22 protein-coding genes are annotated in these 21,592 nt (G+C 54.2%); 6 read left to right on the forward strand and 16 right to left on the reverse strand.

Annotated features, from left to right (window positions below):
* The first annotated feature begins 77 nt into the window (after nucleotides 1-77).
* Nucleotides 78-815, forward strand: coding sequence for a 2-phosphosulfolactate phosphatase (locus ABIE48_RS20425; RefSeq protein ID WP_192715636.1), 738 nt, complete (start codon nucleotides 78-80; stop codon nucleotides 813-815).
* Nucleotides 816-890: 75 nt separating this feature from the next.
* Here ABIE48_RS20425 and ABIE48_RS20430 read toward each other — a convergent pair whose 3' ends face one another.
* The 5 genes from ABIE48_RS20430 to ABIE48_RS20450 all read right to left on the reverse strand — a co-directional run bounded on the left by ABIE48_RS20430 (nucleotide 891) and on the right by ABIE48_RS20450 (nucleotide 5,218).
* Nucleotides 891-2,144: an aspartate kinase gene (locus ABIE48_RS20430; protein ID WP_145023798.1), complete on the reverse strand. Its 1,254-nt coding sequence runs from the start codon at nucleotides 2,142-2,144 to the stop codon at nucleotides 891-893.
* Nucleotides 2,145-2,456: 312 nt separating this feature from the next.
* The gene (gene efp, locus ABIE48_RS20435) at nucleotides 2,457-3,014 is read right to left on the reverse strand and encodes an elongation factor P (RefSeq protein ID WP_105444627.1); all 558 of its coding nucleotides are present in this window, start codon (nucleotides 3,012-3,014) and stop codon (nucleotides 2,457-2,459) included.
* 40 nt (nucleotides 3,015-3,054) lie between these two features.
* Nucleotides 3,055-4,131 carry a M24 family metallopeptidase gene (locus ABIE48_RS20440; RefSeq protein WP_145023796.1) on the reverse strand — a complete coding sequence of 359 codons (1,077 nt, stop codon included), beginning with the start codon at nucleotides 4,129-4,131 and terminating at the stop codon, nucleotides 3,055-3,057.
* Between the two features lie 50 nt (nucleotides 4,132-4,181).
* Entirely contained in the window at nucleotides 4,182-4,628 is a 447-nt protein-coding gene (gene aroQ / locus ABIE48_RS20445; protein ID WP_116229636.1) for a type II 3-dehydroquinate dehydratase, read from the reverse strand.
* A gap of 80 nt (nucleotides 4,629-4,708) precedes the next feature.
* Complete coding sequence (locus tag ABIE48_RS20450; protein ID WP_354519574.1) at nucleotides 4,709-5,218, reverse strand: YqhR family membrane protein; 510 nt, start codon at nucleotides 5,216-5,218, stop codon at nucleotides 4,709-4,711.
* A gap of 129 nt (nucleotides 5,219-5,347) precedes the next feature.
* Here ABIE48_RS20450 and ABIE48_RS20455 point away from each other — a divergent pair, with 129 nt between their 5' ends.
* Together ABIE48_RS20455 and ABIE48_RS20460 are read left to right on the forward strand one after the other, a co-directional pair.
* A complete protein-coding gene (locus ABIE48_RS20455; RefSeq protein ID WP_076170001.1) occupies nucleotides 5,348-6,343 on the forward strand; it encodes a DUF1385 domain-containing protein in 996 nt (331 codons plus the stop codon).
* A gap of 6 nt (nucleotides 6,344-6,349) precedes the next feature.
* Entirely contained in the window at nucleotides 6,350-6,670 is a 321-nt protein-coding gene (locus tag ABIE48_RS20460; RefSeq protein WP_076170000.1) for an MFS transporter, read from the forward strand.
* An 84-nt stretch (nucleotides 6,671-6,754) separates the two neighbouring features.
* Here the strand turns inward: ABIE48_RS20460 and ABIE48_RS20465 are convergent, their stop codons facing one another.
* From ABIE48_RS20465 to mntR, 3 genes are all read right to left on the reverse strand, one after another.
* On the reverse strand, nucleotides 6,755-7,675 hold the full coding sequence (locus ABIE48_RS20465) for a patatin-like phospholipase family protein (protein ID WP_089548101.1): 921 nt from the start codon (nucleotides 7,673-7,675) through the stop codon (nucleotides 6,755-6,757).
* 79 nt (nucleotides 7,676-7,754) lie between these two features.
* A complete protein-coding gene (locus ABIE48_RS20470; RefSeq protein WP_192715638.1) occupies nucleotides 7,755-9,338 on the reverse strand; it encodes a family 10 glycosylhydrolase in 1,584 nt (527 codons plus the stop codon).
* Nucleotides 9,339-9,600: 262 nt separating this feature from the next.
* On the reverse strand, nucleotides 9,601-10,026 hold the full coding sequence (gene mntR / locus ABIE48_RS20475; RefSeq protein WP_076169997.1) for a transcriptional regulator MntR: 426 nt from the start codon (nucleotides 10,024-10,026) through the stop codon (nucleotides 9,601-9,603).
* Between the two features lie 203 nt (nucleotides 10,027-10,229).
* On the opposite strand from mntR, the gene splB reads away from it, so the two are divergent.
* Nucleotides 10,230-11,300: a spore photoproduct lyase gene (splB, locus tag ABIE48_RS20480; protein WP_192715639.1), complete on the forward strand. Its 1,071-nt coding sequence runs from the start codon at nucleotides 10,230-10,232 to the stop codon at nucleotides 11,298-11,300.
* On the opposite strand, the gene ABIE48_RS20485 is transcribed toward splB, so the two are convergent.
* The 8 genes from ABIE48_RS20485 to ABIE48_RS20520 all read right to left on the reverse strand — a co-directional run bounded on the left by ABIE48_RS20485 (nucleotide 11,297) and on the right by ABIE48_RS20520 (nucleotide 19,182).
* Nucleotides 11,297-12,010, reverse strand: coding sequence for a cytochrome c biogenesis CcdA family protein (locus ABIE48_RS20485; protein WP_192715640.1), 714 nt, complete (start codon nucleotides 12,008-12,010; stop codon nucleotides 11,297-11,299). The two genes, splB and ABIE48_RS20485, sit on opposite strands and share 4 nt — an antisense overlap.
* 13 nt (nucleotides 12,011-12,023) lie before the next feature.
* Nucleotides 12,024-12,827: a metal ABC transporter permease gene (locus ABIE48_RS20490; RefSeq protein WP_076170170.1), complete on the reverse strand. Its 804-nt coding sequence runs from the start codon at nucleotides 12,825-12,827 to the stop codon at nucleotides 12,024-12,026.
* 56 nt (nucleotides 12,828-12,883) lie between these two features.
* Nucleotides 12,884-13,636: a metal ABC transporter ATP-binding protein gene (locus tag ABIE48_RS20495; RefSeq protein ID WP_354519578.1), complete on the reverse strand. Its 753-nt coding sequence runs from the start codon at nucleotides 13,634-13,636 to the stop codon at nucleotides 12,884-12,886.
* A gap of 31 nt (nucleotides 13,637-13,667) precedes the next feature.
* A complete protein-coding gene (locus ABIE48_RS20500) occupies nucleotides 13,668-14,627 on the reverse strand; it encodes a metal ABC transporter substrate-binding protein (protein WP_192715856.1) in 960 nt (319 codons plus the stop codon).
* 252 nt (nucleotides 14,628-14,879) lie between these two features.
* On the reverse strand, nucleotides 14,880-16,862 hold the full coding sequence (gene metG, locus ABIE48_RS20505) for a methionine--tRNA ligase (RefSeq protein ID WP_145023788.1): 1,983 nt from the start codon (nucleotides 16,860-16,862) through the stop codon (nucleotides 14,880-14,882).
* Between the two features lie 448 nt (nucleotides 16,863-17,310).
* On the reverse strand, nucleotides 17,311-17,592 hold the full coding sequence (yidD, locus tag ABIE48_RS20510) for a membrane protein insertion efficiency factor YidD (protein WP_145023786.1): 282 nt from the start codon (nucleotides 17,590-17,592) through the stop codon (nucleotides 17,311-17,313).
* A 4-nt stretch (nucleotides 17,593-17,596) separates the two neighbouring features.
* The gene (locus ABIE48_RS20515; RefSeq protein ID WP_145023784.1) at nucleotides 17,597-18,064 is read right to left on the reverse strand and encodes a Fur family transcriptional regulator; all 468 of its coding nucleotides are present in this window, start codon (nucleotides 18,062-18,064) and stop codon (nucleotides 17,597-17,599) included.
* Nucleotides 18,065-18,204: 140 nt separating this feature from the next.
* Complete coding sequence (locus tag ABIE48_RS20520; protein ID WP_076169991.1) at nucleotides 18,205-19,182, reverse strand: ABC transporter substrate-binding protein; 978 nt, start codon at nucleotides 19,180-19,182, stop codon at nucleotides 18,205-18,207.
* Between the two features lie 300 nt (nucleotides 19,183-19,482).
* Between ABIE48_RS20520 and ABIE48_RS20525 the strand changes: the two genes are divergently transcribed.
* Both ABIE48_RS20525 and ABIE48_RS20530 read left to right on the forward strand, forming a co-directional pair.
* Nucleotides 19,483-20,496 carry a FecCD family ABC transporter permease gene (locus tag ABIE48_RS20525; protein ID WP_192715641.1) on the forward strand — a complete coding sequence of 338 codons (1,014 nt, stop codon included), beginning with the start codon at nucleotides 19,483-19,485 and terminating at the stop codon, nucleotides 20,494-20,496.
* Nucleotides 20,493-21,551 (forward strand): FecCD family ABC transporter permease, encoded by a 1,059-nt coding sequence (locus ABIE48_RS20530; protein WP_354519581.1) that lies wholly within the window; start codon nucleotides 20,493-20,495, stop codon nucleotides 21,549-21,551. Before ABIE48_RS20525 ends, ABIE48_RS20530 begins: the two co-directional genes overlap by 4 nt.
* Nucleotides 21,552-21,592 lie beyond the last annotated feature (41 nt).

The raw sequence follows: 21,592 nt of genomic DNA on the forward strand, positions 1-21,592 counted from the left end.
AACCATCGGCATCTTCAGGGCTAAGCAGCTGAAAGAGGTGTCGTATTATTTAGAGGTGCATAAGGAGGATTTATTCCATGCGGGTGGATGTCATTGCCAATGTGGACGAAGTAAGATCGGAGGAGTTTGTGCACAAGAGCGCCGTTGTGATTGACGTGCTGCGGGCAACCAGTACGATGATTACGGCTCTGGCCCAAGGCGCTACCGGGCTGCTGCCCGTGGAGACGGTTCCTCAAGCCCAGCAGATGCGGGGAGACCAAACGTTTGTCGGTGGAGAACGGTATTATAAAAAAATCCCCGGTTTTCAGGCCGGGAATTCGCCGCATGATTATATGACCCCTGAGGTTGCCGGAAAGCTGGTGGTGCTGACCACGTCCAACGGGACCCGAGGGCTGCTCAAATCGCATAAAGCCGCCAGAATTTTCGCCGCTTCATTTATGAATGGGACGGCCTGTGCGTCGGCTCTGTTATCGTTCGGGAAAGATGCCATCCTTCTTTGCTCGGGATGCCGCAACGACTTTTCGCTGGAGGATGGCCTGTGCGCGGGAATGATCATCGATGCGATGGAGTCCATTTCGGAAGCGCCGCTTCAGCTGAATGATCTAGGCCTGGCGATGAAGCATGCGTACCGGCAGTGCAAGGGATCCCTGTTTGAAACCGTAATGGAAGGATGCGCGGCGAAGCAGCTGGTCAAGCTGGGATTTACGCATGACGTCGAATACTGCACAGGGATCGACACGGTCCCTGTCGTGCCGTATGCGAAGTCGGAAATGATCCTGACGCCGTTGTTCGCAATTGCTGCGAACCGCGGATAATCCGAGCCGCGCTGAAATAAACAAAGCCGCCCCCTGCTGTGGGGACGGCTTTTTTATATGAATAATTCATTAAACCTAGCGGCGGTCCTGTGGGCCTCCCACAAACACCTGCGCATCGGTATCGAGGTTGTAGGCGGTATGAAGCGCTCTAACGACCTGCTCCAGATTGCCGCCTTCGATGACGCAAGACGTTTTAATCTCGGACGTGCTGACCATTTTAATGCTGACGCCCTGCTTGGAAATAACATCGAACATTTCGGCGGCAACGCCGGGATGGCTGATCATGCCCGCACCTACGATCGATACTTTGACCAGATTGTCTTCCGAGGTGACTTCACGGTACGGAAGGGTGGATCTCAAATCCTTGATGACTTGAAGTGCCTGGCCGCTCTCCGAAAGAGAGGTGGTAAAGGAAAAGTCCGCCTTGCCGTCCTGAACGCCGCTCTGCACGATGATGTCCACGTTGATGCCGGCGCCGGCGAGCGCTCCGAACACCGTGGCAAGAACGCCGGGAACGTCTTCCACTCCCAAAATACTGATTCTGGCCACATTTTTATCATAAGCGATGCCGCTTACCACTACTCCCTGCTCCATGCTGGTTTCCTCCTTCACAACCGTGCCTTCATTATAGTTAAAACTGGATCTGACGACGAGCTTCACTTGGTGATGCTTCGCGTACTCCACCGCGCGCGGATGAAGAACGGCCGCCCCCAGGTTGGCCAGCTCCAGCATTTCGTCATATGAAATTTCCTCAAGCTTGCGGGCGCATTTCACGATTCGCGGATCGGTCGAATAGATGCCGTCCACGTCGGTATAAATCTCGCACACGTCGGCGCTAATCGCCGCAGCCAGCGCAACGGCTGTCGTATCGGATCCCCCGCGGCCGAGCGTCGTGATTTCTCCTTCTTCGGTCATGCCCTGGAATCCGGCCACGATCACGATGTTTCCTTCCTGCAGGGCTCCAATCACCCGGTCCGGAACGATATCCATGATTCTCGCTTTGGCGTGCACCGGCTCTGTCCGGAATCCCGCCTGCCAGCCTGTCAGCGAAACGGCGCTACGGCCGAGCTGATGAATGGCCATCGACAGAAGCGACATGGAAATCTGCTCCCCGGTGGTCATCAGCATATCCATCTCGCGTGCAGGCGGATTTGGATTGAGCAGCATCGCCTGATCGATCAAATCATCCGTCGTATCCCCCATCGCGGAAACGACTACTACACACTGGTGTCCTTCGTCCTGTTTCTCGACGATACGCCGGGCCACGCGCTGCATGCGCTCAATATCTCCGACGGAACTGCCTCCGAATTTCATGACGTACAGTGACAACTTCGATTCACTCCCCACTCATTGTACAACTGGGCATTATGCAATCATTTCCCACGCCGGTAAAACCGCCCGATCCTATTTCTATATGCGATCAGCACCCTTTTCGCCAATAGACTGGCCATGGTGAAAAAAGCAGGATCTCATGTTGCAAAATGCTGACAACTGTCTAATTTTACGCTTTAAACTAGTATAATACGAAAGTACACCCGATTGTTAATGTTTTTTCATGGGATTATACAAAAAATCCTCCTTTCGGAAGGAAAGGAGGATCGGCTTAGCCCTGTCGGGTGTTAAGCAATTCTATCGCCGGCTTTACGCGCGGGAGATATATTTGCCTTCACGGGTGTCGATCAGAAGCACATCGCCTTCATTGATGAACAAAGGCACCTGAACGTTCAGGCCGGTTTCCAGCTTCGCGTTCTTCGTCGCCCCTGTAGCCGTATTTCCTTTAATGCCCGGCTCGGTTTCAACAACCTTCAGCTCGACGCTGGTCGGCAGGTTGATCCCGAGAATTTCGCCCTGGTAGCTGACGATGTTCACGTTCATGTTCTCTTTAAGGAAGTTCAGTTCCCACTCCAGCTGGTTGCTGTCCAGCGTGAACTGGTCGTAGGTTTCGTTGTCCATGAATGTATGCTCTTGACCGCTTGCATACAGATAAGAAACGCCGCGGTTTTCGATGATGGCACGGCCGATCGTTTCACCTGCGCGGAAGGTGCGCTCAACGGTGTTGCCGTTACGGAGGTTTTTCAGCTTCGAACGAACGAAGGCTGCCCCTTTACCCGGTTTAACGTGCTGAAAATCGAGAACGGTAAAGATGTCGCCATCGACTTCCACCGTCAGACCTGTTTTAAAATCGTTAACTGAAATCACTGAAATGCCCTCCTAAAGGTTTAAGTATATATTGCATTTATCACGCCGGTAATACGGTGAAATCTTTAGACGAATGCGTCAAGATCACAATTCCCGTCTCCGTGATCACAATATCGTCTTCAATGCGCACGCCGCCGAGACCCGGCAGGTAAATTCCCGGTTCCACGGTCACGACCATACCCGGCTTCAGCACATCGTCGCTCAGCTTGGACAGGCGAGGCATTTCATGAACCTCCATGCCGAGGCCGTGCCCCGTGCTGTGGCCGAAATTGTCGCCGTAGCCGTACTTGGTGATGATATCGCGGGCAAGCGCGTCCGCTTCGCGGCCGGTCATCCCCGGCTTGATGTTCTGAAGTGTGTGGAGCTGGGCTTCCAGCACAATGTCATAAATTTCTTTAAGCTTCGGATCCGGATCCCCGATCGCAATCGTCCGCGTCAAATCGGAGCAGTATCCGTCAAGCAATGCGCCGAAATCGAACGTGATGAGCTCGTTTCCGGCAATCACCCGTTCGCTGGCAACGCCGTGCGGCATGGCGGAACGCTCCCCGGATGCGACGATCGTATCGAAGGAGGATGAAGTGGCACCGTGGCGGCGCATGTAAAACTCCATCTCCAGGTCGACTTCCCGCTCCGTCATTCCCGTCTTGATAAACCCGAGAATATGTTTGAACGTATCGTCGGCCAAGTCCGCCGCTCTCTGCATCACCTTCAGCTCTTCTTCATCCTTGAAGATACGAAGCTTCTCCACAAGGCCGGAAACCGGCACGAGCTGGATTGGCTTAAGCTGCTCCGCGTAAGCGGTGTATCCGGCAAAAGATACGTCATCCTGCTCGAAGCCAAGCTTGCCGATGTTTGCAGAAATCAGCAGCTCCTTTACCGTTTCCGTTACCTTTGGCCCGTGCTCGACGATTGTAAATCCCTTCGCTTGCTGCGGTGCCTGGGTCATGTAACGAAAGTCGGTCAGCAGGTACGCATCATTCAAAGTGATGAGGACGTATCCCGATGAACCGGTAAATCCCGTCAAATAACGGCGGTTAATGGAACTGGTTACAAACATGGCTTCCACATTGGATTGCTGCATCGCTTCACGCAGCTTGTTCACTCGATTGATGCTCATCGTTACACTCCTCTCTCATGTACAGCTTTCCCCGGGGAAAGAGGCAGCGACTACTGTCCCTGACTCTCCAAGTGGCGCAGCAGTGCCATCATGCCGAGTTCATAGCTGACAGCGCCGAATCCGGCAATTTGACCTACGGCCACGGGAGCAATCACGGAAGTATGGCGGAACGTCTCCCTTGCGTGAATGTTCGACAAATGGACTTCCACCGTCGGAATTTTAACGGAACTGATGGCGTCCCGGACAGCATAGCTGTAATGAGTCAGCGCGCCCGGATTCAGAACGATGCCGTCGGCATGACCCAGCGCGGCGTGGATCCTGTCAATGATATCTCCCTCATGGTTGGACTGATAAAATGTGACGGACACGCCCAGGGCCTCCGCTTTCTCAAGCAGGCCTTCTTCAATCGACGCAAGACTTTGAGAGCCGTACACGCCAGGCTCCCGGAGTCCGAGCAGATTCAGGTTCGGTCCGTTGATCACCCAAATGGTTCTCAAAATGGTATTCCCACCCTTTGTCGTCAAATAACCATCTGCTATTTTAACATAGGGGATGTCTTCTTGAGAAGTTTTTTTGTCTAGTGCGCCTTAGCCCTGCCTGGTTCCCGTTTGCGCTCATCCGTAAATTCGAAAGCCGCCGTGTATCCGATGAACAGTCCCCACAGCAGGTATAAGCAAAATTCGGTGACGATCGTGTTCCAGGTCAGATGATTGAGACGATTCATCATACCGAGTGCGGGACCCGCCACAAACAGGACGGCCCACCAGCAGATACCGTATACGATACCCGGCCACGGACCGGCCAGCTTCCGGAACAGCAGCGTATAGATGACTGCCGCGACCATGGAAAACGCAATAAAAAAGAGCCAGCCAAGCAGATCTCCTGACCCGCTATTCAAAAAAGAATGCTTGAAGAAAGGCTCGGCCAAAAAGGCCGGGATGACGATCGTGAAACGCAGCCAGTGGAAAACCCAGTGAACCGCCCCCCAGAACAACCCGGCAAAAAAGCCGAGCTCCAGCGAGAAGCTGAGCGGATTCGTATGGCCTGTATTCGTATGCTGCCGTAGGGCAGCTCCCTGTGAACTCACTTTGAATATCACCCTTTTTGTTTTTCTTAGTATGTTCATTTGGGGCCGGGGCTAATCCAACTAGAAATCGCGCGGGAAATTCGTTACAATAAAGGCATCACAACTAATCATTCGGGGAAGGTGAATTGTTTGTCGGAGCAATCCAAAACGGTCAGCTACGGTGGCCAAGCCGTCATTGAAGGCGTTATGTTTGGCGGTAAGCACGTCAATGTCACCGCTGTGCGGCGGAAGAATCAGGAGATTACATTTTTGGAGGTGCCGCGCGAGGATAAGCCTTGGGTCGGCAAATTGCGCAAAATCCCTTTCCTTCGCGGTATTGTCAGTATTATAGATGCAAGCGCCAAAGGTACGAAACACCTGAATTACTCGGCGGAATCCTACGCGGATGACGAAGTGGAGCCGGAGGAGCGCGCCAAGCAAAAGCAGAAAGAAGAATCCGGCTGGAGCTTAGGGATGATTATCGGCGTTGCGGCGGTCGGCGTGCTTTCGTTCCTCGTAGGCAAGCTGGTGCTGACGCTGGTGCCTGTATTTTTAGAGAATTTCATTTTCGGCAAGATGTTTGACAACTATATCCTGCATAACCTTATAGAAGGCGGCATTAAACTGCTGTTGCTGCTCGTTTACCTATGGGGCATTTCCCAGACCCCGGTCATCAAGCGGTTGTTCCAGTACCATGGAGCGGAACATAAGGTGATCAGCACCTATGAAGCGGGTGAAGAGCTGACGGTAGCCAACGTGCAGAAGCACAGCCGTCTGCATTACCGCTGCGGCAGCAGCTTCATGATGCTGACGATCGTACTGGGCGTACTGATTTATTCGCTCGTTCCGTGGGATAATATGACGCAGCGGGTTCTGCAGCGGATCATTCTGCTTCCGGTCGTCATCGCCATTTCGTTTGAGTTTCTGAAACTAACCAACGCGCTTCGCGACGTACCGGTGCTGCGGTATCTCGGTTACCCGGGCCTTTGGCTACAGCTGTTGACGACGAAGGAACCGAAGGATGACCAGGTTGAGGTGTCCATCGCCTCCTTCAACCGCATGCTTGAGCTTGACGCCCAGATGGAGAAAGCTCCCGGGGCGGAACAACCTGTGAGAAACGGAGTCTTGGATCCCCTGAAAGGATGAGATGACATGAAAAGGCAGGCTGTAATTTTCTGGATTGCCATTGTACTGGCAGCCATCGGACTGCTCGGCAACATTTTGTTTGGCGGTGCAGGATCGCTTATGAATTTGCTTGTGCCCTTGATCGTGTTCGGTGTGGTTTTCCTGCTGTACAAATTCCCGCCTGCCCGTTACAACAAGCGGCCCAAGGTTAAGCCGTCCCAGCGGACGATGGAGAAATACAATGCGTCCAAACGCGGTCAATCTTCGGCCAAGCGCAAAAATTACCCTTTCCAGGTGATTGAAGGCTCAAAGGGTAAGAATGACGATCAACAACCGAAATACCACTAAGCGCGTTTGAAAATATCAAAAACAAGGCATTCGCCCCTCCTTCTAAAGGAGGACCAGCGAATGCCTTTTATTTTTTCTTCGATGTCACGGCTTCCAGCCCGCAAAAAACTTTTTCCCTGCCTGCATGCCTGACTCATACAGCTGCTGGCTTTCTTCCGGTGTAATATGAAACTGCGTCGTTCCGACGCCGAGAGTCGGAATTTTGATCGTCCGGAAACGGTTTTCCTGCTCGATGTACCGCTCATCATGAGCGGACAGCATCGTTTCAAACATCGCCTGCAGCATGCTGAGAGGCCCACGGATCAGATGCGGCTTGTTCGTCGTCCTGCCGACCATTTGAAATCCGATCGTCGGAACCGGTTTCTGACCGGCCCCTTCCGCAGCGTCGTCAAAGAGCCACAGCGGGAAGTTGCTGAGCAGCCCCCCGTCTACTATATAGACAAACTGATCAACGAACGATTTTCCCCTGGCCGCTTCGCCTGTCATTCTCAGCATGACCGGATCAAAAAAGTACGGAATGCTCGTACTCATCCGGATAGCCTTGGAAACCGCAAACCTGGACGGGTTGGCGCCCAGCTTGCCCAGGTCTTCGGGGAGCACCAGAATGCGCCCGTTCGTAATATCCGAGGCGATGATCATCAGCTTGCCTTGGGGGATATCCGCAAACGTCTTGACCCCTTTGGCCGCCAAAATATGGTGGATCCATACTTCGAGCGCTTCTCCGGAATACAGCCCTTTCTTCAGAAACAAACGCGCGGCGGGTCCGATCACTTTGGTATTGAATATGGGCGCGCGGTGAAGAAAGGACTCAAACGGGGTCGTCTTCACGATCTCGCTCATCTCGTCGGCCGAAAACCCTGCCGCCAGCAGCGCCGCCACAATGGAACCCGACGAGGTACCCGCCACCCGGTTAAACACAACGCCGGCTTGCTCCGCAGCCTTGACGGCCCCCGCCAGCGATATTCCTTTCACTCCGCCGCCCTCGAACACCGCGTTGACGATCATAATAAAACCCCCGTGTCTCAATATCCCACAGTAAGATATGAGCACGGGGGTTCATTCATGACAATGTTCTATGAATTTATCATTGCTGGTAATAGGCGGTCAGTGCCTGAACGATGCCAAGCGGATTTTTGATCAAATCCTTGGCGCTGTAAAAAATGCTGCCTTTAACTGCGTCGTATTTGGTGTTGTATTGAAGCTGGTTGATGATCTCCTGCGCCGACTGCCATCCAGCCTCGGCGGTTCCCAGCTTGTACGGGGCATGACCGATATAGAGATCCACGCCGGTGCCCTGCACTTCTTGCGCCCACCAGTCGACGAGCTTGTCGTACTGGGCGTTCTTGAAGGACATGCTCCAATAAATTTGCGGTGCCACGTAATCAATCCAGTGCTGTTTCACCCAGGTTCTCACATCCGCGGACATGGAGTCGTACGCCGTAACGCCCGCTTTGGTATCAGAACCCGTCGGATCGGTAGACTGGTTGCGCCATACGCCGAACGGGCTGATGCCAAACTGGACGGCCGGCTTGGACGCGTGAATCGACTGGCCCAGCTGCTGCACGAACTGGTTAATGTTATCACGGCGCCAATCCGCTTTGCTCAAGCCCTGCGTATTGTATGCCTTGAAAGCAGCATCATCGTTAAACGTTCCGCTCGACGGATAGAAATAATCGTCCAGATGGACACCGTCGATATCGTGCTTGCTTACCACTTCCATCACGACGTCGATAATATGCTGTCTCGCCTCCGGAATTCCCGGGTTGATGATCAGCTGGTTATTGACGGATACGACCCAGTCGGGATGCTGAACCGCCACATGATTGGCCGCCAGCTTGCTTGTCGTCGTGTCCAGATTCGCCCGGAACGGATTGAACCAGGCATGGAACTGCATCCCCCGCTTGTGGGTTTCCTCGATCATATACTGGAGCGGATCATATCCCGGATCCTTGCCTTGGGTGCCGGTAAGCACCTTCGACCACGGAACCAGATCCGACGGATACAGCGCATCACCGGCCGTCCGAACCTGAACGAACACCGCGTTCAGCCCCATGGCCTGCAGCTTGTCGAGCAGAGCGGAATATTCCTGCTTCTGCTGCTCGATTTTGCCGTAAGAGGACGTTGTCGGCCAATCCAGGTTGTACACTGTCGAGATCCAGGCTCCCCGGAGCTGGCTGGAGCTGCTTCCACCGCCCTCAGCAGGTGGCTCGGTAGGTATGTAAACACTTGATGTTAAGGTAATCGTTCTAGCCACCTGGTCCCAGTCTACCTGCAGACCGAGCTGTTCGCCGACAAAACGGAGAGGGACCAGCACGCGGCCACCCCGAAGCTGCACGGAGGCATCAAGGGCGACAGAGGCTCCATCCACCAAAGCCGTCTTTTTGCCGCTGGTCAACGTTATCGTATGACCTCCGCCCGAAATATCAGCGGTTTTCGCGTTTTGATTCCATGCGACGGCCGCCCCCAGCCCTTCGCTGATCACGCGGATCGGAACCATCGTCACATTCACTTTTGGCATGATGTACGGGGGTATATCGCTGACCAGCTGCTTCCCGTCCAGGACCATCGTGATGTTGTTTGCAGCCTTCGCCTGCTGCCCCGTAAACGGAATCAGCAGCACCAACAGCAGCGATGCCACGATCCACCTATGAAACTTCCGAAACGCCATTCTACTAATCCTCCACTATTGATAGATTTGCGGGTAAAAAAATCGGTCATTCGCGCTCTATCTAGAGATCACTAGCCGGCATCAGACAACCTTGAAATCATGATCTGCTGAATAAAGCGCAAACGACCGATCGGGCAGAAAAGCTGTAACCTTTGCTGCGTGTGCAACCCGGGTTTTGCCAGTCTTGGCCCCGAAATCACCGGATTACGTGCTGGGAATGAAAGAGGCACCTGTCGTTTGAGGGTGCGGACAGATGCCTTGTTTACGAATCGCTGACCAATTCATTATGAATGTTCCGCAGCTCCTCCAGACGCTGTCCATCCCGGCGGAAATACTCCACCAGCGTCTCGATACGCGTTATGGAATCCCAGCTTAAGTGATGCTCAATGCCTTCGACATCTCCATAAATATTTTCCTGCTGAACCCCGATCATCGTCAGGAATTCCTCCAGAAGCTGATGCCGGTCAACCAGGCGTTTGCCCATTTTCTTACCTTTGCTTGTCAGAACAAGGCCGCGGTATTTTTCATAAATCAAATATTCGTCCTTGTCCAATTTCTGGATCATTTTGGTAACGGATGAGGGATGAACCTCCAAGCCTTCGGCAATGTCCGAAACACGCGCGTATCCCTTCTCGTCAATCAATTTATAGATACGCTCCAAATAATCCTCCATGCTGGGCGTTGGCATTATATTCCCTCTTTTCTGTAATAAACGTCAATCATCTGGCCCGATTACCTGCTCTTGTAATGATACATGTTCTCAAGAGGACTTGGCAAGTCCTGCCGCCTGCCGCGCTTCCCATCCTGGTCAGTAATTGCCACGGGTTGCCCCTGCTACCCGCACACATACTAAACCGAAGCACTCATATTTTCCTCGAAAGGAGTCGTTCTATGGGTACTGGCGTTAAAGAAAAGCCCAGGCGGACGCTGCGGCCGACCAAGCCGTTTGTCCCCGATCTTGTTTATTTTGAACCGGATGCGCTGAACTATCCCAAAGGCCAGCACATCATGGAATGGGTCAAGTCCAAAGACATTCCTTATCGTATGACCAGCTCTCATAACCGGATCACCAATTTACCAGGCGAAACTGATCAGGAAAAATACAGGAACGCCAAACGAACCCTCGTCGTCGGCGTGCGTAAAACGCTGAAGTTCGACCAGTCCAAGCCTTCAGCCGAATACGCCATCCCGATCTCAACCGGGTGCATGGGCCACTGCCATTACTGCTATCTGCAGACGACGCTCGGGGCCAAGCCCTATGTCCGTGTCTATGTCAACACACCCGATATCATTGGCGCCGCCAAACAATACATCGAGGAACGCTCGCCGGAAATCACCCGGTTTGAAGCCGCTTGTACATCTGACCCGGTGGGACTGGAGCATATTACGGGCTCCCTCGCGGAGCTGATTACTTTCATGGCCGGCGAAGAATTCGGCAGACTCCGGTTCGTGACCAAGTATCATCATGTCGATCCGCTGCTCTCGCTGAAGCATAACGGCCATACCCGTATCCGGTTCAGCATCAACTCGGACTACGTCATCCGCAACTTCGAGCCATCCACTTCGCACTTCGAGGAACGGATCGAGGCCGCAGGAAAGGTCGCCAGGGCCGGCTATCCGCTTGGTTTCATCATCGCCCCGATCATTTGGTATGACGGCTGGCAGGACGGCTATGCCGAGCTTCTGAAGCGTCTGGCGGATACGCTTCCGGCCGAGGCAACGAAGGATTTGACGTTCGAAATGATTCAGCACCGCTTCACGAAAACCGCCAAAAACATCATTGAGCAGCGTTATCCCAAAACCAAGCTGGAGATGGATATCGCGAGGCGCAAGCAAAAATGGGGACGCTGGGGCCAATTCAAATACGTGTACCCGGATGAACAGCAAAACGCCCTGCGCGAGTTTATCACAGAGCGGATTTTTGAGCACTTTCCGGAAGCTACCATCGACTACTTCACCTAAAACTTAAGCCATTCGGGCGTGATGGCCTGCAGCCAAATCGTTATCTTGGTCATTTGGTTCGTGAACAGCAGTACGCCCATAAACAGCATGAGCGCCCCGCCGATTTTCATCATCATCCCCGAGTACTTCACAATCCACTTGGTGGACCCGATGAAGAAGGCAAGCACAAAAAATGGAATGGCAAATCCGACGGTATAGGCCGTAATCAGCGGAAACCAAGCACCGGGTTCGGTCGCTGCCAAAGCGATGATCGCCGCCAGGATCGGCCCGACGCAAGGAGACCATCCGGCGGAAAAGCCGATCCCGAAAATAAAAGAACCTATGTAACCTGCGGGCTTGAACTTCAGGTCCATCTTAAATTCGCGCATCAAAAAGCGCGGCTGAAAGAGGCCGATCAGAAACAGCCCCATCAAAATGATTAACAGCGCCGACAGCTGGCGGATCAGATCCCGGTTGTTGTTAAAGAAGCTGCCGAACAAGCCGGCTCCGACCCCGAGCGTATAGAATACGGCGGAAAAACCTAAAATAAAGGCCAGCGTATGACTCATCGTCCGGTAACGGACTTCTTTTTTATTCTGCTCCGTCTTCAGCGTCTGTACCGACATCCCGGTAATGTAGGAAATGTAGGACGGATACAGCGGCAGGCAGCACGGAGAAATAAAGGAAGCCAGTCCGGCGAAGAAGGCAAGCCATATGTTCAAGTTTGACAAGGACAAGTACCTCCTACGTTGATAATCCCTTCTTGCCCGCCATCGTCAAGATCAGCAGCGCAATCAGCAGCAGCACGATGGTTGCTCCCGGAGCCAGGTTCCAAACGCCGGCAATCACAAGTCCCCCCACAACCGCAATCTCCGAAATGACCACCGACAGGATGACGGAAGATTTGAAGCTTCTGGCGATCAGGAGGCTGATAGCGACAGGAATCGTCAGCAGTGCCGATACGAGCAAAGCGCCGACGATTTTGATGGCCGTGCTGATGACGAGGGCCGTCAGGACGGTGATCAGCATGTTCATCATGCGCACAGGCAGACCGCTTACGCTTGCGGCGTCTTCTTCAAAGCTCAGCAGGAAAAACTCTTTGAAAAAGAGCGTAATAACGACCACGACGACCAGCGTCACGGCCCCCACCACGTACAGATCCTGGGTATCCAGCGTATAAATGCTGCCGAACAAATAGCTCATCACATCTGTATTGTAACCCATCCCGAGTGTGAAAAACAAAGAAGCCAGCGCAACGCCGCCGGACATAATGATCGCTATCGACAGCTCGGCATAGCTTTTATAAGCTTTTCTGAGCTTTTCTATCGCAAAGGAAGCCAGAACCGCAAATACAAGACCTGCCCCCAGAGGATACAGATTAATCAGAAAACCTAGCGCCACCCCGGCGATCGTCACATGCGCAAGCGTGTCCCCGATCATGGACAGACGCCGCAGCACGAGAAAAATGCCGATCAGCGGTGCGGTGATCCCGATTAGCAGACCGCCGGCAAGCGCCCTTTGAAAAAAATCACTGAGGATAATTTCTATAGCCAACAATAACGACTCCTTCGGATGCTTTTAATATGTTGTAAACGATCGTGCTTTTATGACAATGAGTGCTGCAGGTCCTGAACCTCGCAGTCCTGGATCTCATGGGAATGTCTGACGAAAAATTCGATCTTGCCGTTCTTCTGCTTCGGCTTCTCGCCCAAATATCCCTCGATCATGTCCATATCGTGCGACACCATCAGCAGCGTCATATGATGATGCCGGTGCATGTGGGTAATCAGCTCGAAAAATCCGGCCTGCGTCTCCGCGTCAATGCCCACCGTAGGCTCGTCCAGTATGAGCAGATCCGGGTTGTTGATGAGCGCCCGCGCCAGGAAGGCGCGCTGCTGCTGACCGCCGGACAGCTCACCGATCCGTTTGCCGGCAATATCTTGAATCCGCATGACCTCAAGCGCATCGTCACACTGCTGCTGCATATGTCTGTTTATCCGGCGGAACAGATTTTTGTTATTGTACAGCCCGGAAAGGACCACCTCGCGAACGGTAGCCGGAAACAACGGATTAAACGAATTTTTCTGCGGGACATAGCCTACCCGCTCCCAGTCTTTGAACCTGCGAATCGGCTGGCCGAACAGCCGGATGCTGCCCTGGCCGCTGGGCAGAAGACCGACGATCATCCGCAGCAGTGTCGTCTTGCCCGCCCCGTTGGAGCCGATAATGCCGACAAAATCGCGTTCTTTCACGGTAAAGTTCAGATCGTTGATGACCTTTTGGTCCCTGTATGAAAAGGAGATGTTCTCCATCTCGATAATCGGTTGATGACAATCGTCAATCATCGGCGTAAACATGCGAAATCCGCCTTTCTGTTAGTTGCTTCATTTATTGTAATGCGAGAATGAGATTATTCAAATTTTTGTCCATCAAGGTAAAATAGTCGTCACCCTTCTCCTGCTCCTCCTTCGTCAGTCCTTCGAGGGGATTCAGGACGGACACGGTCGCTCCGGTCTCGGAAGCCAGCGTTTTGGCCAGCCGGTCGGAGACCAGCTCTTCGAAAAAGATATATTTGATTCCTTCCGACTTCACCAGGTTCGACAGCTCCACCAAATCGCGGGCCCGGGGCTCGGCATCCGGCGACAAGCCCATGATGGGATGCTGCTCCAAGCCGTAATCGCGGCACAAGTAGCCGAAGGCCTGATGGGATACGACGATTTTGTGATGCGGAACCTGCGCCAGCTCCGTCTCGAACTTGCGGTCAAGCTCCTGCAGCTTCCGGCTGAGCTCGGCGTACCGCGCTTCGTAAGCCTGCGCATGCTGCGGATCGGCATCCACGTAGCTGTTCTTGATGTTCTCGGCCATAATGATGGCCGATTTCGGGCTGACCCAGGTGTGGGGGTCGATGTGATGCTTGTGACCGGTCCCCATGCCCTCGCCTTCGAGATCATGCCCGCCGTCTTCTTCGCCTTCGATCAGCTGGATGCCCTGGCTGACCTCAACAGCCTTCACCTTGGAGTCCCGGTTCAGCCCTTTCAGAAAATTCGGTACCCAGCCTTCGAGTCCGGCTCCGTTATATAAAAACAATTGCGACTTGGACGTGTTCACGATATCCTGGCTCCGCGGCGTCCAATCATGCGGTTCGACGCCGGCCGGCAGTAAATTGATGACGTTGGCGTCCTCGCCGCCGATTTCCTTGGCAAACTCATAAATCGGATAGAACGTCGTCATGACATTCACTTTATCCGGATCCAGCTGTGCGTTCCCTGAGTTATCGCAGCCGGCAAAAACCAGCATGGCCACCAGAAGAAACGAAGGCGCCAGAATCCGCTTGATCACATTTCTCATATTCACAGATGTACGCTCCCACTAATCGTAACTTTTACTAATAAGATTATGAATGGGCTTATTTTATTTGTCAACCTTGGGTGCAAAATTACCAGAGGGAAGCGAGCGATACCTGCCGTGGAGTTCTTGGAGCTTGGCGTGTCTCCCAAGAGTTCGATATACCTGGACGACAAAAAGACGGAAGCCCGCTGCTAACGGGATTCCGTCTTCCTATCGACCATACTTGCTTATAGGTGCACCATACTTCGCGCCCTACTTCACGACCGCTCCGTTCGGCATGCTGTCCGGCACCGTCGCCAGTGTCAGCTGATCGCCTTGGGATGCCGCCAGAATCATGCCCTGAGACAACTCGCCGCGCAGCTTCACCGGCTTCAGGTTGGTGACGCAGATAACCTTGCGTCCGATCAGCTCTTCCGGCGTATAGAACTTCGCGATGCCCGACACGACCTGCCGCTGCTCGAAGCCGAGATCCAACTGCAGCTTGAGCAGCTTGTCGGCTTTCTTGACAGGCTCGCAGGCGATAACCTGAGCTACGCGCAGTTCGACCTTGGCAAAATCTTCAATGCCGATTTCTTCCTTCAGCTCAGGCGCTTCCTGCGGCGCAGCCGCTTCGGCAGACTTGCCGGCTTCCGCTTCCTTCGCGGGAGCTTCGGATCCGGTCATTGCCTGCTTGATGTACGCCACCTCTTCTTCCGCGTCCAGGCGCGGGAAGATCGGGTTGCCCTTCACCAGCTGCGTTCCTTCCGGAATCAAGCCGAACGTCTTGCCGCTGTCCCATTCGGTCAGCTCGCCTTGCTGAATGCCCAGCTGCTCCCAAATCTTCAGCGGAGCCTGGGTCAGGAACGGCTGCAGCAGGATCGAGCCGATCCGCAGGCTTTCAACGAGGTGGGTCATGACAGACGCCAGCTCTTCGCGTCTTGCCTCATCTTTTGCCAGCGCCCATGGCTGCGTTTCGTCGATATATTTGTTGCTGCGGCTGATAAACTGGCCGATGGCCGTCAGCGCAACGGAGAACTCCATATTTTCCATCGCTTCTTCAACTTTAACGTAAACATCCTTGGCCGCTTCCTCGAGCGACGCGTCAAACGGAGTCACGCCGGAGCGATACGCAGGAACCCGGCCCTCGAAATATTTGTCCACCATCGCCACCGTCCGGTTCAGGAGGTTGCCGAGGTCATTGGCCAGATCGGAGTTGACGCGCTCCACAAAGCTCTCCGGCGTAAACGTGCCGTCCGCTCCGAACGGAACCTCGCGCAGCAGGTAATAGCGAAGGGCGTCCAGACCGTATCGGTCGATGAGCGTGACCGGATCGACGACGTTGCCTTTCGATTTGGACATCTTGCCGTCCTTCATCAGCAGCCAGCCGTGGGCAAACACTTTCTTCGGCAGCGGCAGGTCCAGCGCCATCAGGATGATCGGCCAGTAGATCGTATGGAAGCGGACGATTTCCTTGCTCATGAGATGAACGTCAGCCGGCCAGTACTTGTCAAACAGGCTCGTGTCTTCCGAGCCGTAACCCAGCGCGGTGATATAGTTCAGCAGCGCGTCGATCCAGACGTAAACGACGTGCTTCGGATCACTCTTCACTTTGACGCCCCATTCGTAGGTCGTACGGGACACCGCCAGGTCTTCCAGTCCCGGCTTGATGAAGTTGTTGATCATTTCGTTCTTGCGGGACACCGGCTGAATAAAGTCCGGATGGTCCTCATAATATTGGAGAAGCCGGTCCACATATTTGCTCATCCGGAAGAAATAGCTCTCTTCCTTCACGCGTTCCACCGGCCGGCCGCAGTCCGGACATTTGCCGTCTACGAGCTGCCGTTCCAGGAAAAACGATTCATCCGGCGTACAGTACCAGCCTTCATACTCGCCCTTGTAGATATCGCCCTGCGCCTGCAGGCGTTCGAACACTTCTTGAACTACCTTCGTATGGCGCGGTTCCGTCGTCCGGATAAAGTCATCGTTGGAGATGTCGAGCTTCTTCCACAGCTCCTTGATCCCCGCCACGATGTCGTCAACGAACTGCTGCGGCGTTTTGCCTGCTTCAGCAGCCTTGCGCTCAATCTTCTGACCATGCTCGTCGGTTCCAGTCAAATAGCGAACATCGTAGCCGCGCAGCTTCTTGTAACGAACCATCGCGTCGCCGGCCACGGTCGTGTATGCATGCCCGATATGCAGCTTGTCGCTGGGATAATAGATCGGCGTCGTCAAATAAAATGTTTTCTTGTCAGCCATCGTTCATCTTCCTTTCCAAAATCGGCGTTCCTGTATCTTCTGTGTGAACACAAAATAACCCCACGAAGTGGGGCTTTTGCTGTGATACCCTGTTCAGGTACTATGCGGGGGCCCCGAGGATACAAAAAAACTCCCGCCCCTAATGGGACGAGAGATTCCTCACGTGTTACCACCCAAATTCCCTGCGCCCTCGCAGGCGGCAGGCTCCATCAGTACCGGCATGTCTCAGCCGCGCACTGTCCATTATCGCTGGATCACGCCGCTCCCTTACGCATCCTCTAATTCAGGATGCCGCTCGAAAGCGGTTCCTCCCGGACCATCTTCGGAGACTTCGCTTATACCGGCTCTCAGCTGCCCCGGCTCTCTGCAATAAGCTACTGTTCTCGTACTCATCCGTTCCTCGGAAATGTCATATATTCCATAATATACTGAACCCGCATAGCGCGTGTCAAGTCAGGTGTCCCTCGCCTTCGGAAGGATGAGGTGCGCCTGCGCTCCCCTTCTCCTTCCGCGGGGGAACCAGATCCACGCCCCCCGGATGAAACGGATGGCACTTGGCGATCCGTTTCATGGCTAGCCACGATCCTTTGGCGGCCCCGTGCACCTCGATCGCTTCCATTGCGTACGCCGAGCATGTCGGGTAGAAACGGCAGGTCGGCGGTTTTAACGGCGAAATGTATTTGCGGTAAATGACGATGGGGCCTTGGACGATTCTTCGGGATACGCCCATGGCATTAATGCTCCCCGCTGCGTCCGGACACCGGATTGACACTCAGCCCCGCATCCGCAGGCTGCCGGCAGTCTTTACAATATCCGAATACTTCAAATTTATGCTTCACGACCTGAAATTCGTCGGGCGTATCCGCCATCGAAACCGGGCAGAAGCTGATCGGATACGTCTTCTCGCATTGCAGGCAGATCATGTGATGATGATGGTGGTCTTCGCTGCAGCTGGCTTTGAATTTGACTCCGTCCTCAAACACGATCTGTTCGAGAACGCCAAGCTCCTGCATGACCCGCAGATTGCGGTATACGGTATCGAAACTGAGTCCGCTGTATTTTTTGCCCATAAACTCATAGACATCCTTGGCTGACAAATAACCCGAATGTTCACCAAATAATTTGGCGAGCGTCTTGCGCTGGTCGGTTATGCGCAGTCCCTGCTCGGACATGGCGTCAATAATCTTCTCCGTCGAAAGCATACGCTCATCCTCCCATTCTATGCTTAAAGCCGTAAGCCACTCTTGTTTACAACATTTGTCTACTATTAATAATGCCTCAAATCCGTGCCTCCGTCAATGAAGCAGGGGACCCCTGACGGAGCCCCCTGTGCGCTTCAAATTTATTTAAAGTAGGATGCCAGTTGGTCTAGCATCAGATTGGCGGCAAGGACCCCGCCTGCGGTGTTCCAGATGGCGTCGTCGACGCGGTGCGCGTTGCCTTTCTTGACCACTTCAAGGTTTTTCCAAAGTTTGTCTTCGGTCCATTCCTTCTCCATCTTGCTGCCTTCGCCGTCGCCGGTTTCATAGGTAAAGTAGAACAAAATGTCGCCGTTCATGTCCGGAATGCGCTCTTTGCCGACATCGTCGGAGAATCCGGGATTATCCTGAACCGCCGGACGGGCGAGGCCCACTTCCTTCAAAATGATGCCGGAGAACGTATCGTTATAGTAAATCCGTGCCTTGCCCGGCATAAACCGGACCATCGACACTTTCGTGCTCAATTTGTCGCCGATCTGCGCTTTCACGTCAGCCACATGCTTATCATAGTCGGCCAGTACCTGGTCGCCCTTCTCTTTCTCATCGACCGCATCGGCCCACAGCTTGAAGTTTTCCTTCCACTCACCGCGGAGCGTCTCGGAAAATACGGTTGGAGCGATGGCGGACAGCTGCTCGTAAATTTTCTCCTGGCGCATTTTCGTGCCCAGGATGAGGTCCGGTTCGAGCGCAGCGATCGCTTCCACGTTCGGCTGGCCCTCGTCGCCTACATTTTCTACGCCCTGCATTTGATCCTTAATATGCGGATACCATGGATCGCCGGTCCAAGATTTGACGGCGCCCACCGGTTTGATGCCCATGGACAGCAGCGCCTCGGTTCCTTCATTGGTCAACACGACGATTTTCTTCGGATGTGCCGGTACTTTGACCTGCCCCATAACCGTCTCAATTGTGCGGTCTGCATCGTTCGCAGCTCCCGCTTCCGTACTGCTCTCTCCTGTACTTCCGGAAGCGGTGCTGCCGCTGCCGCTGTCTTTGCCGCATGCGGACAGTACCAGCACAGCAGCCAACAGCATAAGTATAAGGCCGTTCCATTTTCTCATAAGTAAAAGCTCTCCCCTTCTAATCTCCTGATAATGATTCTCAGTATCGTCCTAATCCTAATTCATAGCGCCTGTATTGTCAATAAACTTCCTGTATGGAAGTGCAAAAAACAGATATTGAAATTGAGAATCAGCCTCATTGACAAGCCTATGCGCTCCACTTAAACTTTAATATGTTACATAGAATGAGCTAAAGAAATGAATGATATAGGCCATATTAGGCTCTTATAACAGGAAGTTCAATGCACAACTTTAGTTCAATCTATTTATTTACAGCCTGATTGAAAAGAGGGGTATGCCGTGCAGCCGGAATGGTTACATAGATCATCTGCCAAATGGACCGGTTTGATCGCAGGGCTCGTCCTCCTGCTCTTATGTGTTGCTGCGAGCATCCTCTTTGGCGTGCACAGCACCAATTGGAGGGAAGTTGTCGAAGCCTTTACTTCGTTTAATGGAAGCAATGAGCACATTATCGTCCGGGATGTCCGCGTGCCGCGCGCGCTGATCGCCGCCTTCGTCGGCGGAAGCCTGGGAATTTGCGGCGTGCTGCTGCAATCCCTGACCAAAAATCCGCTTGCGGATGCAGGGATATTCGGCATTAATGCCGGCGCCTCCCTGCTTGTCGTAGCTTCATTCGTCCTGCTCGGCGTCAGCTCGCTCGCTTCCTTCACCTGGATCGCTTTCCTCGGGGCGGCTGTCAGCTGCCTGTTCGTATTTATTCTCGGCTCCGCCGGGCGGCAAGGCTTAACGCCGCTGAAAATCACGCTCGCCGGGGCGGCCATTACCGCCTTCTGCAGCTCGCTGACCAACGGCATGCTCATCATTAGCGGCCGGGCCATGGAGGAAGTGCTGTTCTGGATGTCCGGTTCCGTTGAAGGCCGGAGCCTGAGCATTTTGCTGGGGCTTCTGCCTTACATGCTTGCCGCCTGGATTATCGCCCTTCTCATCACGTCGTCCGTCAACACGCTCATGCTCGGCGAGGACGTAGCACGCAGCCTGGGGCAAAAAACCGTACTCCTCAAGCTGACCATGGGACTGCTCATCGTCGTGCTGGCAGGCAGCTCGGTCGCCGTCGCCGGACCGATCGGGTTTGTCGGGCTCGTTATCCCGCACATCGCCAGAGCTCTCGTCGGCCGGGATACCCGCTGGCTGGTCGCCTACAGCGCGCTGCTGGGCGGCATTCTGCTCCTTCTTGCGGATATTGCGTCCCGCTTTATCGCCATGCCCCGGGAGATCCCCATCGGCGTCATGACGGCGATCATCGGAGTGCCATTCTTCATCCACGCTGCGAGAAAGGGGTTGCTTCGCCAATGAGCCGTTCATCCAGACCGAAAGGCCCCATCAGCGTCCGTATGGGCGGGGATGCGGTTTCCTTTCTCACATCGAAGCGCCAGATTGCCATCCTGTGCATTCTAGCCATTGTCCTTTTACTTGCGGTCATCATCAGCATCGGCTTCGGCACCAAATACGTGAATCCCTGGGAGGTGACCCAGGCGATCTTCGGCCAAGGGAACAAGCTGGACGTTGTGGTCGTGCAGAAGCTCAGGCTTCCTAGGGTCATCGTCGGCGCATTGGTCGGGGCCTGCCTCGCCATGTCCGGGGCGATCACGCAGGGACTGATCCGTAATCCGCTGGCTTCTCCGGACGTCATGGGCGTCACGAGCGGCGCCTCTGTCGCGACGACGGCCATCATTACGCTGATTCCGTCGGCCAGCGTCTTCTGGCTGCCTCCGGCCGCCTTTGTCGGCGCCGCGCTCACCACGCTGCTGATTTATGTGCTCTCGTGGAAAAAGGGCGTCAACCCGCTCATGCTGGTCCTGATCGGCGTCGGCATCGGGGCGGTCGCTTCGGCCATCTCCACGATGCTGCTCGTCACAGGCCCGACCGACGTCGCCCAGAAAGCCTTCAACTGGCTGCTGGGCAGCGTATACGGCAGTTCCTGGAAGCATGTCAACATGATGCTGCCCTGGTTCATCGCGCTGGGCGTGCTCAGTCTGATCTTCGCCCGGCGCATCAACATGCTGCAGCTCGGCGACGACTTGGCCGCCGGGGCCGGCAGCCGGGTGGAGCGCGACCGGACGATCCTGCTCTTCATGGCCGTCGGGCTTGCCGGTGCAGGCATCTCCGTCGGCGGAGCGATCGGTTTTGTCGCCCTCCTCGCTCCCCACATAGCCCGGAAGCTGATCGGATCGTCTTACGGCTCCCTGCTTCCGGCCAGCGCTCTAAGCGGGGCCATCATCGTTGTCGTGGCGGATGTCCTCGCCCGCAACCTGTTCACCCCGCTGGATATTCCGGTCGGCGTGTTTACATCGGCTGTCGGTGCGCCGTTCTTCATATTCCTGTTATGGAAGAGCCGCAGCTCTTCCTAGTGCAATACGGCAGCGAATGCATTATAAAAAAGACAAAGAAG

Origin of the sequence: Paenibacillus sp. OAE614 (genome assembly GCF_040546645.1) — a bacterium.
Classification (GTDB): Bacteria; Bacillota; Bacilli; order Paenibacillales; family Paenibacillaceae; genus Paenibacillus_AQ; species Paenibacillus_AQ favisporus.

What these genes read in the sequence shown, in the direction of transcription:
- ABIE48_RS20460 (WP_076170000.1), top strand. Translation starts at nt 6,350, where the DNA reads ATGAAAAGGCAGGCTGTAATTTTCTGGATTGCCATTGTACTGGCAGCC.
- yidD (WP_145023786.1), bottom strand. Translation starts at nt 17,592, where the DNA reads ATGGGCGTATCCCGAAGAATCGTCCAAGGCCCCATCGTCATTTACCGC.
- ABIE48_RS20495 (WP_354519578.1), bottom strand. Translation starts at nt 13,636, where the DNA reads ATGTTTACGCCGATGATTGACGATTGTCATCAACCGATTATCGAGATG.
- ABIE48_RS20470 (WP_192715638.1), bottom strand. Translation starts at nt 9,338, where the DNA reads ATGGCGTTTCGGAAGTTTCATAGGTGGATCGTGGCATCGCTGCTGTTG.
- ABIE48_RS20440 (WP_145023796.1), bottom strand. Translation starts at nt 4,131, where the DNA reads ATGAGCATCAATCGAGTGAACAAGCTGCGTGAAGCGATGCAGCAATCC.
- splB (WP_192715639.1), top strand. Translation starts at nt 10,230, where the DNA reads ATGGGTACTGGCGTTAAAGAAAAGCCCAGGCGGACGCTGCGGCCGACC.
- metG (WP_145023788.1), bottom strand. Translation starts at nt 16,862, where the DNA reads ATGGCTGACAAGAAAACATTTTATTTGACGACGCCGATCTATTATCCC.
- ABIE48_RS20425 (WP_192715636.1), top strand. Translation starts at nt 78, where the DNA reads ATGCGGGTGGATGTCATTGCCAATGTGGACGAAGTAAGATCGGAGGAG.
- mntR (WP_076169997.1), bottom strand. Translation starts at nt 10,026, where the DNA reads ATGCCAACGCCCAGCATGGAGGATTATTTGGAGCGTATCTATAAATTG.
- ABIE48_RS20530 (WP_354519581.1), top strand. Translation starts at nt 20,493, where the DNA reads ATGAGCCGTTCATCCAGACCGAAAGGCCCCATCAGCGTCCGTATGGGC.
- ABIE48_RS20520 (WP_076169991.1), bottom strand. Translation starts at nt 19,182, where the DNA reads ATGAGAAAATGGAACGGCCTTATACTTATGCTGTTGGCTGCTGTGCTG.
- ABIE48_RS20465 (WP_089548101.1), bottom strand. Translation starts at nt 7,675, where the DNA reads ATGATCGTCAACGCGGTGTTCGAGGGCGGCGGAGTGAAAGGAATATCG.
- ABIE48_RS20500 (WP_192715856.1), bottom strand. Translation starts at nt 14,627, where the DNA reads ATGAGAAATGTGATCAAGCGGATTCTGGCGCCTTCGTTTCTTCTGGTG.
- ABIE48_RS20515 (WP_145023784.1), bottom strand. Translation starts at nt 18,064, where the DNA reads ATGCTTTCGACGGAGAAGATTATTGACGCCATGTCCGAGCAGGGACTG.